This window comes from Maribacter corallii, from assembly GCF_047345415.1.
In the GTDB taxonomy this organism is placed as follows: Bacteria; Bacteroidota; Bacteroidia; order Flavobacteriales; family Flavobacteriaceae; genus Maribacter_C.
Genome location: NZ_JBLFEP010000008.1, coordinates 52079 through 68460, shown reverse-complemented (window position 1 = coordinate 68460; position 16382 = coordinate 52079). Strand labels below are relative to the sequence as shown.

The following is a 16382-nucleotide window of genomic DNA, read 5'->3' as shown; positions in this document are numbered from 1 at the left end:
ATGATATCCAATAAATTGAAATAAGAATATGGAAAATGTAGTAAAAGCAGTGACTGAAAAAACCCTTTTCAGTAGAACCACGTCGATTCAAAAGCACATCCATACCGATCCAGACACGTTATGGAATATTTTGGTCGATGGCGAGAAATATACCAAATGGAACAGTACGATTACCTATTTTGACGGTCAGATTAAAAAAGGAGCTACCATTCGATTGAAAAGTTATCTTGATGAAAAACGCACTTTCAAATTGAAGGTGAAAGAACTGATCGAAGGTGAAAAATTGGTGTGGGGTGATGGAATGGGAAAGAGAACTTTTGATTTAAAAGCCAACGATTCCGGTACCCTGTTTTCTATGAGTGAAAAAATCGGAGGCCCGTTTTTCCCCTTATTTGCCAAGATGATCCCCTCTTTTGATGAGGCATTCGAAAAGTTTGTAAACGATCTGGAAAACGAAGCTATAGCAATTGAAATTAAAAACTGATGAACTACAAAGAAAAAATCGGCACCAAAGAAAACCCATTACTACTCAAGACACCCCCTTTATCTTCTGAGTATACGATGCACGTTGACATTAAGAACGATAAGGAAGTGTTGGTGTGTACGGTCGGCAAAACGATTTTGTACTATGATATCAGCATAATCGAAGACCTCTATCAAATGCTTTTAGAACATGGAGATTGGATGTTTTTAGGCAGTAAAGATGAAAAGGTGGAGGCAAAGCCTGATACCGTGGAGTTCTGGGCGCGCGCTGCCGATAACTCTATTGGAGGATGGTATGGCCTCAGAAAAGGATTCCGAGGTCGGGTGGGCATGTACATCCCCCCTTTATTGGAAGCTTTGGGCTACGCAGCGGTGGAGCACAACAAGCGAAACAATCGCATGCGGGCGATTAAAAGATAAACTGGCCGACGTCACGTACTAAATTATTTGGGTATGATCATCCATTGGTTACTTAAGGTCAAGCGATTTGGTGAACGCACCTGGAGTACTACCGGTTTTTTCTTTAAAAATCCGATAAAATGTAGTTTTCGATTTAAAGCCGACCTCATAGGCCACACCGGAAATGCTAAAATTAGGTAGATCGTTTTCCAGATAGATTTTTTTGAACTCCTCAATGCGCAAGGCATTGATATACTCATTAAAAGACTGTTGATAATGTAAGCGTATATAGGCTATCAAGGCGTTTTTGTGCACCCCTAAGGTTTGGGCGGCCTCTTTGGCGGTAAGATGCTGGGTTTTAAAAAGCTTTTCGCCAATGATCCGTTGCGTCACCAGAGATTTGATTTCTTGCTCTTTTTCAACGAGCTCTTTGTCCAGAAAAGGGGATTTTGGAATGAAGAAATTCTTGAGCTGATTATTCTCGCTTATAGCAAAGATAATGGTGGCAAAATAGACCAAAAAGGTAAATGGGAAAAGAATATATGAATTGAGTATTACATAAAATCGCTCTGTTTGTTCCACGAAATAAACAGAGACAAAGTGAATGGTATAGGTGATAAGAAAGTACCCCATTAGCGCAAAAAAGAAAATGAAATACTTCTTTTTCAAACTCGGTAGAATGCCATGCAATCGATAGCGATTTTTGATTAAGAGTACTATATAAACTACAAACAAAGCGATATTTAGAAAGAGAAACAATTGGGCTATAAAGACATAGTTCGTATGAAAGAAAGTAGAAAAACCGAATTTAATCAAGGTATAAACCGTTGAGAGTAGGAGTGGAGCTGCGAGATGAAGGGTTATGGTGCGGAATATCTTGCCCTGTTGGGGCAATACAATTATGTAGAGGTATAGAATCGGGGCGAGAAAAAGGGTTTTAAAACCACCGAATATCAGGTTTCCCCAAAGGGAACCCTTAAAGTACGCCCATAGAATAGTATATAAGGTAGTGGCCCCGAGAACAAAGCAAAAACTACCAATTAAAAGTGGTCTTGCCTTCCACCGGCTGCCAACCATATAAATCAGTCCGACCAGTATCAATTGAATGTACAGACCGGCCTTGATACCATCAATAAGATCACTTTCAATAGTTATATCCATGGCGCGAAATTCTTTAAATCTAATGTACCAATTCCGCTAATAAGGTATCAAAACCGATTTGGAACCGATTTATAAGGACATGGGTACGGAACTAATGGGAAACAACAGTAGTTTTATTGGAAACATAAAACGAATGAAAAGAGTAGTGTTTTTAGTGAGCTTGATGTTTTTGCTATCCTGTTCGGAGGAGGAAGAAAATCCGTTTTTCGGACCTACTCTGGACTTAACAGTTGTGGAGGGCAAATACACCGGTAGTTGGAATTGGGAATTCGGTATTGGAGAGATTTCCATGATCATAGAACCCTCATCGACGGCTGGCAGGTATTTTGTACAGTTTTATGAAAGTAGTAGTTTTAAACCTGTCTTCAATACTGATGGTGTATCCCCAGAGGCCAAAGGTATATTGGTGCTTGAGGGCCAGAACGCAACATTAGAACTCAATCTGAACACTGATGCACCCCCTTGCGTGGGGGATTATTCAGGTACAGGTACCAAGACGGATGACGGTATTCTCAACCTAAGCATGGATATCATGCACAATTGTGCGGAAGATGCTCCGGCCACCTGGAGTTTGACCAAGGTTGAAGAACTGTAATTGGAATGTTTATCATTTGAAAGGAAAAAATGCATTTTGGAAAGTTACTTTGGTGCGGTTTGATTTTTTTGTGGATGTGTAGTTCGGGCCATGCACAGCATCGGGGTGATGATAGTATAGCTACAACCGAATACTTTGAATTTCACAGTAATTATTGGATCAATCTCCATCATTTTTTATATCAGAAAGCTTCCGGAAGTCAATTGCGGAAACTGAAGGAGGATGGAAATCAATATTTGGAAATCGGCGAGGATAAAGTTCAGCTTACCCTCAGCGCAGCCGATGAAAAAACCCTATCAGAGGCCATCAGCTATTATAAAGACAGTATCATATCAAAAAGTTTACTGTTTGACCTGGGCCAAGAGCGAGTTTGGTTACAGCGGAGAGAAGCCGGAGTACGGATTTCGGATACTACTTTTTCCAAGCGGTATACTGAGATCCTCAACAAGGTAGGCCCGGTTTATAGCAAGCACTTTTGGCCACTACACGAGAAGCAAAACGCCGCTATTTTGAAATTGCAGTTGCCCAGCATCAAAAAGTTCGAAAGGACGGTAATTACGAAGATGGAAGGATTTGCTATGAAAAAATGGCCTGTGACGACCAAAGTTAGAGTCGATGTTTCCGCCTATGCCAATTATGCGGGAGCTTATACCCCGACGAGACCGAGGTTCAATATATTTATTTCCTCTCTAGATCCGAGCAGTGAAAAAATGGATTTTGTGGAAACCATTCTGCATGAAGGGTCCCATCTGTTGTTTAATTATGGGGGGCCTTTTAGGGAGGGTATAGCCCTGATTTTTGACCAGAAGAAATTGGAAATACCTTACCCAAAGCAGCTATGGCATGCGGCCCTGTTTTACTTATGTGGTCGATCGGTTCAAGATGAACTACAAAACAACGGGTATACAGAGTACCGTATGATTATGGATACGCGCACTATTTTCAGTAGCTATAATACGAAGGTTTTTCGAGCTGGTTTAGAGCAGTATTATCAAGATAAAACGAATTTCAACAATACCATAGCCCAACTATTGGATGGCTTAAAATAACACTTAAAATCTGTACAAAACGATGATAAAAAGAGAGTTTATAAAAACATTGGCAGCAGCTTCAGCCGCAACTTTCATGAACCCGATGGTGGCTTCAAGCCGTATGATTGCCAGCGATTCGAACGCTAAGAAGAAGATGCTTATGTTAGGCGGAAGAGGCTTTATCGGCCCAAGCATTGTTAAGGTTTTTTTGAACGCGGGTTTTCATGTGACACTATTGAATCGAGGAAAAACCAATGCCACGCTTTTCAATGACCTACCCGTTATCATATGTGATAGGGAAAAAGAAAATAGGGAAGGGTACAAGAAAATCGATAAAAAATACAGAGAGACTTACTGGGATATTGTCATAGATACGTGGCAGAAATCCCCGAAGGCGGTTTCAGACTTTCTTGATGAGTTTAAGGGCAGTATAGGACACTATCATTACATTTCAACGATGTCGGTTTATGATAAATGGGATTCGAAATTCATCGAAGAAACCGCAGCGTTGAATCCACTTCCATCATTTCCAGAAACGATAAGCACCGATTTTAGATATGCCATTCGAAAAACACTTTGCGAAGAAGCGATACGCGAACGAATGGCCAATTACACGATCTATCGTTCCCATGGTATGAAAGACTTTCGAGTCACAAGACCTCATGATCCCAACGCAGAACCCTTTTGGCCCGTGCGATTTAATCGCGGGGGAGAGATCCTACTTCCAAATATCGCAGATCATCATATTCAGGTGACCGATGTGCAAAGCCTTTCAAACTTCATTTTGCACTGTGCTGAATCCGGCACCTATGGCGCCTATAATGTTGCGTATCACCCGACCCCGTTTAAAGATTTTGTATCCAGCCTTATTTCGGCCACTGGTATGCCTGATAAATTACACTGGATAGATGGGGATTTCTTAATAACCAATGAACTGATACCGTATAAAATAGTTCCCCTTTGGAAACCAGAACCAAAAGGCTCCTATTACTTCAATGTTCAAAAAGCGGTTAGCGCAGGTTTGGTAAATAGACCTATGGTAGATATGGTAACGGACCAATTGAACGGTTACAAAAGCAGACACCCTAATGACGATGTCAGATTTGGAGAGATTATGGAGGGGAAGAAACTAAAGTATTATTCCATGGAAAAAGAGCGGGATATCATCAAGAAGTGGGTCACAAAACGAGGTTGAAACAGAGAGTGAATCCATTTTAGATGTTCTTTTTTATGGGCAGATGCGAAGTATCGCATTGATACAAGCGGTTTGCCAGGACGAAGACCATCGATAAGGCCTTCGTATCCAGTTTGGACCCGGGGTGAAGGCATCCTATGGATTTTTTGCATAGGCGCTTGCTTTTATCGACCATTCGTCGACACTTAACCTTCATTCACCTATACCAAGTTTCCATCCATCCCTACTTTTTCCGATAACAATGAATAAATGACGAATTTTGGCGTTCAAATAGAAATGCAAGGCTGATGAATATCCTACTTATTGAAGATGACAATATCGAGATCATGAAGCTGCAACGCACGGTTTCCAAACTTGGGTTGAGCCATAGGATCACCGAAGCGAAAAATGGGGAACAGGCACTGGAGTTGCTCAGGTCTGGTCAGCCCTTGCCCGATATCGTGTTATTGGATTTGAACATGCCCCGTATGAGCGGAATAGAATTCCTTAGCATCCTAAAAGAAGATGAGGTGTTGAAATACCTACCTATTGTTATTCTTACAACATCGGAGAATCGGGTCGATTTAGTGGAGTGCTATAGAATCGGAATTGCCGGGTATGTCATAAAGCCTTTAAAATACGAGGATTACCAAGATAAATTGAGTAAGGTACTGGCCTATTGGGAAGTGAACGAATTGGTCAAAGGTTGATCAGAAAGATCATTTCACAACATTTTTTTCGTTTCACGTATCACTTTTCCTACTTTTAGTGTAAATCCCATAGAAATGAAAGGAATCGTCTTTACAGAGTTTTTGGAAATGGTAGAATCCAAATTTGGTTTGGAAACCGTTGACAATATTATTGAAAGTTCAAACCTGCCTTCCGAAGGTATCTATACTTCGGTGGGTACCTATGATTTCAATGAGATGGTGAGCCTTATTACCCAGCTTAGCGAGCAGGTAAAACTACCGGCCGGAGATTTGATTTACACTTTTGGCCTCTATCTTTTCACAAGTTTGGGAAAAGCCCATCCTGAAGTGATACAGAGCTATACTTCGCCCTTGTCCTTGCTGTATTCCATTGAAGACCATATTCACGTACATGTAAAAAAACTATATCCCGATGCGGAACTCCCCACCTTTAAGATTTTGGAAAAAACGGACACGTCCATTTCCTTGATTTATTCCTCTTCAAGGGGACTCTATCGTCTGGCACATGGACTCATGGAAAAGACATTCGAACATTTTAATGGGGAAGCCGACATCTCTTATCAGTTGCTCAAAGATGATGGTACTGAAGTGAAATTTGACATTGTCCAGCATGGATAATAAAGAAGTTACCCTTTTGAAAAAGGCGCTCGAGCGCCAGAAAAAGGCTAGGCAACAGGCAGAGCGAATTTTGGAAGAGAAATCCAAAGAACTTTTCGATGTAACGCACCACCTGAAAGAAAGCAATAGCAAGCTCGAGAACCTGCTCAATGAAAAGACCTCTGAACTAGATGGGGTATTCATCAATATCATCGATCCCTACGTGGTCATGGATCTGAAGTTCAATGTAATCAACATGAACAACTCGGCCAAGACCTTTTTAGGGTATGACCATACAAAGGAAAGTCTGAATCTTGCCAGTATTGTGCACCACGACTTTATAGCCTACACCGCCCAATCCTTTCAATCATTGATAGAAGTGGGTACGCTTAAAAATTACCGAGCAAAAATACTGACCAAGGCCAAGGAGGAAAAATGGGTTCTTATCAACAGCAGTTTGATTTATAATACGGATAGAAAACCAATTGCAGCCCAAGGTATCGTGCGCGATATCACCCAAGAAATGGAAGTAAAGCAATTGCTTGCCGAACAGAAAAAGCAGTTGAATACCATTGTTGAAAATTCACCCTTGGGAATTGTCTTGGCCGTGGAGGATAAGATCGTAAAAACCAATACCACTTTTGTTGAGTTATTGGGATACACTGAAAATGAATTGAAAGAAATGTCCGTACGCGATATTTCAGCACCTGAGGATATAGCCAACTCCGAAAAGTTAATTGTCCAAATGAACAAGGGAGAGTTGGACAAGTTTTCCATCATTAAAAAATACTATAAAAAAGATGGCGGGTTTGTATTGGCTAGGACCTTGGTCAGCGCCGTAAAGGACGAGAAGGGAAAAGTGGACTATCAAGTGGCCCTCGTCGAGGATATTACCAAGGAGCGTGAAGCGGAAGAGCGCCTTAGAAATGAACGCGAAAAATACAGCAGCATTATCGCCAATATGAATTTGGGTCTTATCGAAGTCGACAATGACGATGTCATTCAAATGGTCAATCAGAGTTTCTGTACCATGAGCGGATTTGACCGAGAGGAATTGATAGGCAATAAAGCGGCAAAAGTCGTGCAGGTGCAAGAAGGGAGGATCATTGATGAAAAACAAGCAGAACGCCTCGTTGGCAAATCAGATTCCTATGAGGTGGAAGTCCGTAATAAAAAAGGGCAGTCACGTCATTGGCTCATTAGTGGAGCTCCGCGTTATGACAATAACAAAAATGTGGTTGGATCGATCGGCATTCATCTGGATATCACCGATCAGAAACAATTAGAGATCCAGAAGGAAAAATTGTTGGAAGAACTCGAAAAGAGCAATGAGGGCTTGCAAGAGTACGCACATATTGTGTCTCATGACCTGAAGTCACCTTTGAGAAGTATCAGTGCCCTCGCCAGTTGGTTGACCGAAGATTATCACGATAAATTGGATGATGACGGAAAATTCAACCTACAACAGATCCAAGAGAAAATAGAGGGTATGGATGGTTTGATCGACGGTATTTTAAAATATTCCAGTATCAATGATGCGACCTTGGACAATACCTTGGTCGATGTCAATGAGGTTGTCGGTGGGATCCGCGAAATTATTTTCGTGCCCGAAAATGTCAATATCGTCATTATGAACCCGTTGCCCAGCATCAAAGTGGACAAGACTAAAATTCACCAACTGTTTCAGAACCTGATCAGTAACGCGGTCGTGAATATCGAGCGCACTGATGGTCTGGTAGAAATAAGTTCAAAGGAAAATACGTCTCATTGGCAATTTAGCGTTAAGGATAATGGTGTCGGTATTCCAAAAGAATATCACGAGAAAATATTCAAGGTCTTTCAGTCGATAGGTAATAACCAGCGTTCCACAGGAATCGGACTCTCCATCGTCAAAAAGATCGTTGATGTGTACCAAGGCAAAATTTGGCTGGAGAGCATGGTCGGTGAAGGCACAACATTTCATTTTACCTTAAAAAAATAATATGCGAGAAACCCCGAATCTTAGTTATATTAAAGAACTCTCCGACGGTGATACCGTCTTTGAGCAAAAGTTCATAGGCATTTTAAAGAAAGAATTTCCAGAGGAGGTCCGTACCTATGTGAACTACATTGAGAATGATCAACCCAGGTCGGCCGCCGAGATCGTCCATAAGTTGAAACATAAATTCAATATCTTAAGTTTGTCGAACTCCTATGCTTTCGCTGTGGCCTATGAGGAAAAACTCAGAGCAGGGGATACCCAGAGTGATAGAAGCTTTCGAATGCTATTGGATATGATACAGAACTTCCTAAACACCTTATAAGATGAACAGCATAATCATTGATGACGAAGCCGCCGCCCGGGCCATTGTAGCCCAGCGCTGCTCGAAAATACCCGATTTGGACGTAATCGAAGAATTCGACAATGCCATTGATGCCATTAAATTTCTGAACCAACAGGATATCGACGTCGTGTTTCTAGACATCCATATGCCCGGATTCAGCGGAGTAGATTTTGTGCAGACCTTAAAAAACCCGCCGAGCATTGTGCTGACCACCTCCGATACCGATTTCGCCATTGCGGCTTATGAGTATGAAGCGATCATTGATTATTTGGTGAAACCCATCACTGCCGAACGTTTTGAAAAGTGTATCCAAAAAGTAAAAAATTCCCTTGCCAAACAGTCTCGGGCAATCCCAGAAGAGTCCGCTACTACCGATACCGGTGACGATTTATACATCAATATCGACAGACGCCTCATCAAGTTGAAGTTCAGTGAGATTATGGTCATTGAGGCCAAGGGCGATTATATCGATATCAAGACGGAGAACGAAGACTACCGTGTACATACCACTCTAAAGAAGATCAAGGACAAATTACCTGAAAAACTATTTCTGCAGATCCATCGGTCGTACATCATCAATTTCACGAAAATCGTGGATATCGAAGACAATAGTGTCCTTATTGAAAAAAGTGTCATTCCCATTAGCCGTTCAAACCGGCCCGAACTTATGAGAAGGCTCAATCTGCTGTAACGGGTTCTTCTATAGCTAAGCACCATTCGTCTACAGTAAAGGTGCATCGACCGAGTCAGGGCGAACTACTCGAGGGGTTCATACTATATTTGGAGTATAAAAATTAAAGTATAACCCTAAATCAATACATTATGAAAACGTTTCTATTAGTTACGACTTTGAAAGCCTTAGTAACCGCACTGAAGACCGTTATCAGTACTACAGTGGTTGGTGTCGCTCTAGCGATGGGCGGATTACTATAACAACTGTGATTTAATAATATAAAAGCGTCCTTTGGACGCTTTTTTTTGTACCTAAAAGTGAATAAACTCAGGGCAAGTTCGAGAAGCATTCGAATCAAAGTAGCCTTGCCAAATGGACGTCCGCCCAGTACAAATCTCGATTATCGAGCTATGGTAATTCGGTGTCTTGTACTTATCCCATTCGAACCTCCATTCACCTACAGCAAACCGCCATCCACCGAAATCCGCCAGTAATCTTGTGCATTCATTCGGATATTTGCCCCAGTAACATTTAAAACCTACTTAGCATGAAGAAGTTATTACTTACCCTAGCGACCTTGTCATTTTTAGGAATGGCCTATGGGCAGAACTACAACTATCTCGGCGACTATACCTCAGATGGTACGCCTAAGTATTTTGATACCAAAGATGAGGTGTCCCCCGAAACCCTGCAACTTATTTCCGATGCCTTACCGGAAGGTTTTCCGGTGCCGGACTATAATCCCCAATATATTACCTCAGGTTATGATACCGATATTGTGCTTGATGATAATGCCGATGTATGGGTGACCTTTGTAGGCGAAGGAGCTGGGTACAAGAATGTACTGGGCTTTTATACCTATGATGTGAACAACCCGTCACCGACAGCTCCGCAGCCTGAAGACATCACCATCGTCTTTCCCAACGTATCCGCAAAATATAGCGGAGGAAGTTTGGAAGTAGGGCATAAGGTAAAGATCGGGCGTTTTCCTGCTGGTACAGGTATCGGTTGGGTGCTGTTGGCCAATGGTTGGAAAGGTCGGGTCACTGCGGGACTATGGCAGTTGTTTTCCAATCCGGATTATAACCCTGAAGCCCAAGAAGAGTTACGGTACCACAATGTGTTATTGAACGATCCTGATAACGAACGTATCATTCTCGGTTTTGAGGATATTCGAAGAGATTATGGCAGTTGTGATCAAGATTTCAATGATGCCTTGTTCTATATCACGGCAAACCCCTACACCGCGATACGAACGCAGAACTACAATAAGATTACGGACCACACGCCCGTAAGTTCAGGAAACGATGGCGGCTTGGAAAGTAATGGCGATTTGGCAAGCCTGATCGCAAAGCGCAACTTTGAGCGGAATAAGACCAATAGCTTTAAGAATACCCAAAAGGCACAACGGAAGTACTCCAAAAAGACCTATAAGTCCTTTGGGGCCAAGTCTGGGCAATTGGATGGCTATTTTCCGGAGAGTGGGATGTTCGGAACCGAGTCAACATATGTTTCGAGTCCTGAAGACCTGTTGGACATCACCAATGCCGAAACCATTTTCTCCATCGATTATTATAAGGGAGAAGAGCGCGTATCCGCTGCTTTGGCCACTGAAACGAGGGGAAGCGTATATAATCATACCAAGACCATTTGCGACCGTTTGAACGACTCTCAGTTGTTGGATGTGCGTACGGTCACTTTGCAAGGGCACGAGCTCGTCTATTCGCAGTTGCAGCGCTCAAATGGCGCCTTGGAATATGCCCTCACCTTTTCGGTAAAAGAAGAAGGCAACACCCAACGGGTTTATAGCCTGTGGAACCTAGATGCCTACCCTAAGGGGGATTACCGCAACTTTCAAGTATGGGGCAGCTCTATGGGGCAGGTGACCAATACGGTGAACCATATTCTCAAGACCTTGGATAGCGAGAAAAAGTTATTGGCCCATAAGGGAAGCAATACATTACCGACGGTCTTTATCAAAAACGGTACCTACAAACAAGGTAAATTGTACCTGAACGTCGTCAACAAAGTAGGCGCGACCTGGATGAATATCGATGGCAACTACAAGGTGACCGAACAGGCAAAAGAACAAAACCTGAACCGCATGATCTCGTTGAGCGGTGCTTGGGAAGAAGAGGTCGTTATCGACACCGGACATTTGTTCGATATCGGGATATCGATTTTGGCGGAAGAATCTTATCAGCACGACGCAATGTATTTGGCTGACGGTCCATGGGGGGCGGATTTCAATACCGATGTAGATGCTATAGCCGCCTTCGATATTAGCGAAACGGATAGCAGCCCAACGCAAGGATACGCTATTGCACGTAATGTGAGCGCCAAAGGAGAAGTGAAGGAAACAATCAATATTTTTCGAAACCTGATGGGAGGCGACCAACGTTTGGACATCAGCGATTATAAATTTCTACAGTTGAATATACAGAACGATCGACCTATTGAGGTGAGTTTGGTCACTGATGCTACGAATCAATGGGGGGAACGTTTGCGGTATACCCTAAAGCCGAATGCGGAGCGTGCCGCTAAAAGTATCGCTTTTACCGACTTTAAAAACCACGAAGGCAGCACGCCAACCTTTACGACGCTAAAGAGCATTGTATTCTCCGTACAGGGCGATTACCAAAACTATAGTGCCTTTGAATTGGAGTTGGAGGGGTTGATGCTAACGACCAACGTGCCTAACGAAGAGGAAACCGAAGAGGAGTCGATACCCACGGAAACCGAGGAAGAAGTCTTAGATACGGTAGAAGTGACCCTAGTCGAAGATGAAGTGGAAGCCTCAAGTGAAGAAGAATTGACTGTCGCCATGAACGATGTTGCTGCCATGGAAAGCCTTTCGGAAATTACGGAAAACGAAAAACTGAGTTTGACACAATACCCAAACCCTTTTACTGCCTATACCACTATTTGTCTGCCTAGCGAAACCACGGAAGCAAGGGTCAGTCTGAGCAACCTTCAAGGGCAGCAGGTATTCGATGCCCAACTGCCCACGGAGAATGGCAGTTGCGTACGAGTAGAAGCAGGTCATCTCGCAAAAGGGCTGTATATCTATACCGTTTACAACCCTACAAGTAACACGACCTACCAAGGAAAGTTGGTCAAGAACTAAAGGTTTATGATAAAAAGGGGTTCAAACCCCAAGCACTCCCTTTTATGGTTGGGTTCGGGGGAGTGCAACTTACAAAGAGCAATCTTACGTTTAGCGTAAGGTTGTTCTTTTTGTTTAGGGAAAGAGGTATTTTTGTTTTCAACCGCCCTACCAAAAAAGGGTTTAGACAAAAAAGAAATAAGCATACGGGAGTATGTTTAGCCAATTGTTAGCTGTAATTTCAATGAACCACTACATAATAATTTTTATACTTTCTTTTTCTCTCCTAAGTTGTTCAGCCGACAGAGAAAACATTATTGTAAGTGGTAAAGTGATTGAGAAAACGAATGGAAAACCAATAAATAATGCTGAAGTAGTAGTTCTTTGTTGGTACGAAGCCAGCTTTGAGGAAGTAAGCTTTAAGAAAAAAAAAGTAACAACAGATGGAAATGGCTTTTTTAAAACCTCATTTGAAAAAGGACATAAAATTGACGTTGCTTCTAAAACTAAAAACCATCTACCTAGCCGAAGTTATAACACCTTAAATGAAAACAGACTTGAAGTTATATTACAATTAGCGAAACAAAAGAATAACCCAACTTTAGTTCAACTCTTGAGCACAGAAAATGGATTTTATCCCGATAACAAAGATTTTCCTTTTCTAAGAGTTCGAGTTCATTTTAAGGACAATCAACTAGATTTTAATAATCAGGAAACTTTTGGCTTCAATTTTGATCAATTAACTATGACAACTGACACTTCCAAATCAGATTTTTGGTTTGAGCCGATTGAGCAAGAGGTTCCACCAAGTGTAATTAGAACTAACCCCAATGGAGGAGTAATTCCGATTTTTGAGAATGAAATAAGCTCAGCAGTTCTCTATGAAAAAGCAATAGCTCCAGATAAAGGGTACAAGAATAAATATGTCCTCAATGGAAAAGAAGAAGGTTTTTTTGTGTTGTGTAAAGATGGAAAAACCGTTGGTAAATTAATTTTTGTAAAATCTAGTATTAGTGCTGGTGGTTCAGATGATGTGGGAAATAATTATACCGAGTTTGGTAAACATTTCAATTGGATTCATCAATCAAATGGTTCTAAAAATTTATCATATCCAAATGCTGAAATTGATTTGGAAAACTTTTTAGTTGATTATAGATTACGTTAGTAAAAACTACAGCTAACAAAGCCTAAACGTAATGTGGACTTTAGGGCAAAACCGAAAGGTCTGTGTATATTTATGAAGTCGCTAAATCTTATGGATTTAGCTTTGGACAAAAAGAGAAAAAGCAAAACAATAAGCTTTAGCTACGGCGGCAGACGGAAACGAAAAGTTTCCTTGCCTCCGCACTACGCTTAGCTCAACCGTTGAGTCAATTTGAACCATATAGACCAATTAAATGAAAAAATTGAAGTACATCCTTGTAGTAATTTTTGCTATAATGCTGGTACTATCAATTGTTGCACATATTCCTGAAAATCGAAAAGAAGCCAAAACCACACATTTTACTTTTCTATTTAGTAGTAGTATCGACGCTTCAAGTATTTTTGAACTGTCAAAAGCATTAGAGCACAGCTATTCAAGAGTTAGTGCTGACCTGAATACAATACCTGCGGAGAATATCGAAGTGAACGTCTATGCCCAAAGATGGAGATATGTGAAAGCGACCGGACATTTTAAGGCTTCCGGAAATGTTGAAGGGGTTTCTAAACTACATTTCGTGGAAGATACCTGGTTAGATACTGAAATCTCAAAAACAGCTATTCATGAATTTGTTCATGCCGTAGTCCTCAAATTGTTAATTGACCAAGAACCTAAGCCATTAAACGTAAAGAAGTTCGATGATAAGTTTGCAACCTTTCCTATATGGCTTTGGGAAGGGCTTAGCGTTTATGAAGCGGGGCAATTTTATGAACCCAAAACCTTAGCGTATCTTAACAGTGGAAAGTACCCAGAAGTATCGGAATTGAACAATCGCTCAAAAGGTCAAAAAATTTATTCTTGTGGATATACCCTAATTGAGTACATTTTGGCAGAGTACGGAAAGGATAAACTAATTACACTTATTGCGTCCTACGGGGACTTGCAAAATGTTTTGGGGCTGACAGAAGAAGAATTCTCAAGTAATTGGTATCATTTTATAAAGAATAAATACAACTTGAAGTGAAAGCTTCAAGCGACAAGACAATCGACCAGGAATACAATTGGAAGTATTGTAAGTGAATAAATAGCTACCTAACCAGTTAACCGCAGATGGACACTGTCGATTTGAAAAGTCTATCATCATACGGTACTAGGGCGAACAAAGCTATCCTAATGAAGCTACGCGCAGTCTTGACACGTTCCGGTCAAAACACAATTCACTGTTTCTAAGGTATAGCTGACGGGCAGGTTAAACTGCACGGGAATCGGCAAACATTCGATGGTTTTACAGTTTTTACAACGAAAATGAAAATGGTGTAGCGGTAATTGATTTTCATCACATTCGATACACAACGCAAAATACTGCTTGCCATTGTCGGCAACAATCCGATGCAAAACACCATCTTCACAATACCTGTTTAATACACGGTAGATCGTCGCTCTATTGATGGCAACACCTATTTTTTTTTCAATAGCCGCCTGACTCATCGCTTTTCCCGAGGAATGTAGCACCGCTAGTACTGCTTCTTTGGTAATCGTATTTCTTCTTTTCACTATAGCTAGTTTATTATTGCGATGATGTTGCAATAATAACGAATGTTTATATATTTGCAAAACAATTAATTGCGACAAAGTCGCATTTGTTAAATCGGTATGACCAGAAGGGAAGCTATAGAACTAGAAGTTATCGTTATACAGCATTACTCTTCCGATTCACATACCGAGTTTCAAAAAATAGGATAATATGAATACGAACACTGAAAATTTTGATGTAATCATACTAGGTGGAAGCTTTGCGGGACTATCAGCTGCCATGGCACTGGGTAGGTCGCTCCGTCACGTTTTGATCATCGATAGCGGCCTTCCTTGTAACAGGCAAACCCCACATTCACATAACTTCCTTACCCAAGATGGTGCGACGCCAAGTCAAATTGCGCAAAAAGCAAGAACACAGGTTTTAAAATATGATACGGTAACTTTTATCGAGGATCTGGCCATTAAAGGGAGCGCCGCTGATGACGGTTTTTACATTCTTACAGCATCAAATAAGGAATTCCACGCTAATAATTTAATTTTTGCAACGGGGATCAAAGATATCATGCCTAACATTAAAGGGTTCCCGGCCTGTTGGGGTATATCGGTGGTTCATTGTCCATATTGCCATGGGTATGAAATAAAAAACAAAAAAACCGGAATTATCGCCGATGTTGAAACAGTAATGCACATGGCACCTTTGGTCAAAAACCTGACCCATGACCTCAGTGTGTTAACTTCGGAAAAATCGGAATTTAATGAGGAACAGATCTCAAAACTCAGTAAAAACCGGATACGGATTATTGACAAGGAAATCACGGAAATTGAACATAGGAATGGTTATATCAAAAATGTGATTTTTAGTGATTCCACTACGGAGCCTTTTGAAGCGTTGTACGCCCCACTTCCATTTCGACAACAGTCGGATATACCCGAATTACTGGGTTGCGAACTCACGGAGCAAGGGTATATACAAGTTGATATGACATACAAGACAACAGTAAAAGGCGTTTTTGCCTGTGGTGACAACAGCTCTAGAATACGTTCAGTGGCGAATGCAGTGGCATCGGGCAACATGGTAGGGGCCATTGTAAATATGGAATTATCGAATGAACGGTTTTAGTCGAATCATAAATGATACCTATGGTTGAAGTGTTTATTACGGACATAAAAAAACAAACCCAGGTCAAGAAGATGGTGAAAACCCTTAAACGGTTGTTTTCTGAACTGAAGATTAGTTTTGATATGGATGAAACGGGCTTGCCTTTCCCACAGGGACATACCGTTTTAAGAGCGGAGGGAGAACCTATTGATGCTAACGCAATCGTATTGCAGGTCAAAAAATCAGGATTCATGTGCGACATTATGGAAGATATGCGCCATGAAAAAACTTCGAACAAAACGGTGTGTCCTTAAATTAGGGCCTGCATAGCACGAATACGAACAAATTCTTTA

17 protein-coding genes are annotated in these 16382 nt (G+C 41.4%); 15 read left to right on the top strand and 2 right to left on the bottom strand.

The window, feature by feature from the left end; translation table 11 throughout:
* The first annotated feature begins 28 nt into the window (after positions 1–28).
* Together ACKWCA_RS23615 and ACKWCA_RS23610 are read left to right on the top strand one after the other, a co-directional pair.
* Positions 29–484 (top strand): SRPBCC domain-containing protein, encoded by a 456-nt coding sequence (locus tag ACKWCA_RS23615; protein WP_413980720.1) that lies wholly within the window; start codon positions 29–31, stop codon positions 482–484.
* A complete protein-coding gene (locus ACKWCA_RS23610; RefSeq protein ID WP_413980719.1) occupies positions 484–903 on the top strand; it encodes a DUF6855 family protein in 420 nt (139 codons plus the stop codon). Before ACKWCA_RS23615 ends, ACKWCA_RS23610 begins: the two co-directional genes overlap by 1 nt.
* A 48-nt stretch (positions 904–951) precedes the next feature.
* Here ACKWCA_RS23610 and ACKWCA_RS23605 read toward each other — a convergent pair whose 3' ends face one another.
* Positions 952–2043, bottom strand: coding sequence for a helix-turn-helix domain-containing protein (locus ACKWCA_RS23605; protein WP_413980718.1), 1092 nt, complete (start codon positions 2041–2043; stop codon positions 952–954).
* A 133-nt stretch (positions 2044–2176) separates the two neighbouring features.
* Between ACKWCA_RS23605 and ACKWCA_RS23600 the strand changes: the two genes are divergently transcribed.
* The 11 genes from ACKWCA_RS23600 to ACKWCA_RS23550 all read left to right on the top strand — a co-directional run bounded on the left by ACKWCA_RS23600 (position 2177) and on the right by ACKWCA_RS23550 (position 14418).
* Entirely contained in the window at positions 2177–2638 is a 462-nt protein-coding gene (locus ACKWCA_RS23600) for a hypothetical protein (RefSeq protein ID WP_413980717.1), read from the top strand.
* Between the two features lie 29 nt (positions 2639–2667).
* On the top strand, positions 2668–3687 hold the full coding sequence (locus ACKWCA_RS23595; RefSeq protein ID WP_413980716.1) for a hypothetical protein: 1020 nt from the start codon (positions 2668–2670) through the stop codon (positions 3685–3687).
* A 22-nt stretch (positions 3688–3709) separates the two neighbouring features.
* Complete coding sequence (locus ACKWCA_RS23590) at positions 3710–4864, top strand: Rossmann-fold NAD(P)-binding domain-containing protein (protein WP_413980715.1); 1155 nt, start codon at positions 3710–3712, stop codon at positions 4862–4864.
* A 287-nt stretch (positions 4865–5151) separates the two neighbouring features.
* Complete coding sequence (locus ACKWCA_RS23585; protein ID WP_413980714.1) at positions 5152–5553, top strand: response regulator; 402 nt, start codon at positions 5152–5154, stop codon at positions 5551–5553.
* Between the two features lie 75 nt (positions 5554–5628).
* Positions 5629–6171 carry a heme NO-binding domain-containing protein gene (locus ACKWCA_RS23580; protein ID WP_413980713.1) on the top strand — a complete coding sequence of 181 codons (543 nt, stop codon included), beginning with the start codon at positions 5629–5631 and terminating at the stop codon, positions 6169–6171.
* Entirely contained in the window at positions 6164–8131 is a 1968-nt protein-coding gene (locus ACKWCA_RS23575) for a PAS domain S-box protein (protein ID WP_413980712.1), read from the top strand. The genes ACKWCA_RS23580 and ACKWCA_RS23575 overlap by 8 nt, the downstream gene beginning before the upstream one ends.
* A gap of 1 nt (position 8132) precedes the next feature.
* Positions 8133–8453, top strand: coding sequence for an Hpt domain-containing protein (locus ACKWCA_RS23570; protein ID WP_413980711.1), 321 nt, complete (start codon positions 8133–8135; stop codon positions 8451–8453).
* A 1-nt stretch (position 8454) separates the two neighbouring features.
* Positions 8455–9165, top strand: a complete 711-nt coding sequence (locus tag ACKWCA_RS23565) for a LytR/AlgR family response regulator transcription factor (RefSeq protein ID WP_413980710.1) — start codon at positions 8455–8457, stop codon at positions 9163–9165.
* A gap of 529 nt (positions 9166–9694) precedes the next feature.
* On the top strand, positions 9695–12274 hold the full coding sequence (locus tag ACKWCA_RS23560) for a DUF4114 domain-containing protein (protein ID WP_413980709.1): 2580 nt from the start codon (positions 9695–9697) through the stop codon (positions 12272–12274).
* Positions 12275–12497: 223 nt separating this feature from the next.
* Positions 12498–13418 carry a hypothetical protein gene (locus ACKWCA_RS23555; RefSeq protein ID WP_413980708.1) on the top strand — a complete coding sequence of 307 codons (921 nt, stop codon included), beginning with the start codon at positions 12498–12500 and terminating at the stop codon, positions 13416–13418.
* A gap of 274 nt (positions 13419–13692) precedes the next feature.
* Positions 13693–14418, top strand: coding sequence for a gluzincin family metallopeptidase (locus tag ACKWCA_RS23550; protein ID WP_413980707.1), 726 nt, complete (start codon positions 13693–13695; stop codon positions 14416–14418).
* Positions 14419–14573: 155 nt separating this feature from the next.
* Here the strand turns inward: ACKWCA_RS23550 and ACKWCA_RS23545 are convergent, their stop codons facing one another.
* Positions 14574–14948 (bottom strand): Fur family transcriptional regulator, encoded by a 375-nt coding sequence (locus ACKWCA_RS23545; RefSeq protein WP_413980706.1) that lies wholly within the window; start codon positions 14946–14948, stop codon positions 14574–14576.
* A 190-nt stretch (positions 14949–15138) separates the two neighbouring features.
* Between ACKWCA_RS23545 and ACKWCA_RS23540 the strand changes: the two genes are divergently transcribed.
* Both ACKWCA_RS23540 and ACKWCA_RS23535 read left to right on the top strand, forming a co-directional pair.
* Positions 15139–16050, top strand: coding sequence for an NAD(P)/FAD-dependent oxidoreductase (locus ACKWCA_RS23540; protein ID WP_413980705.1), 912 nt, complete (start codon positions 15139–15141; stop codon positions 16048–16050).
* Between the two features lie 20 nt (positions 16051–16070).
* On the top strand, positions 16071–16343 hold the full coding sequence (locus ACKWCA_RS23535) for a hypothetical protein (protein WP_413980704.1): 273 nt from the start codon (positions 16071–16073) through the stop codon (positions 16341–16343).
* The last annotated feature ends 39 nt before the right edge of the window (positions 16344–16382 follow it).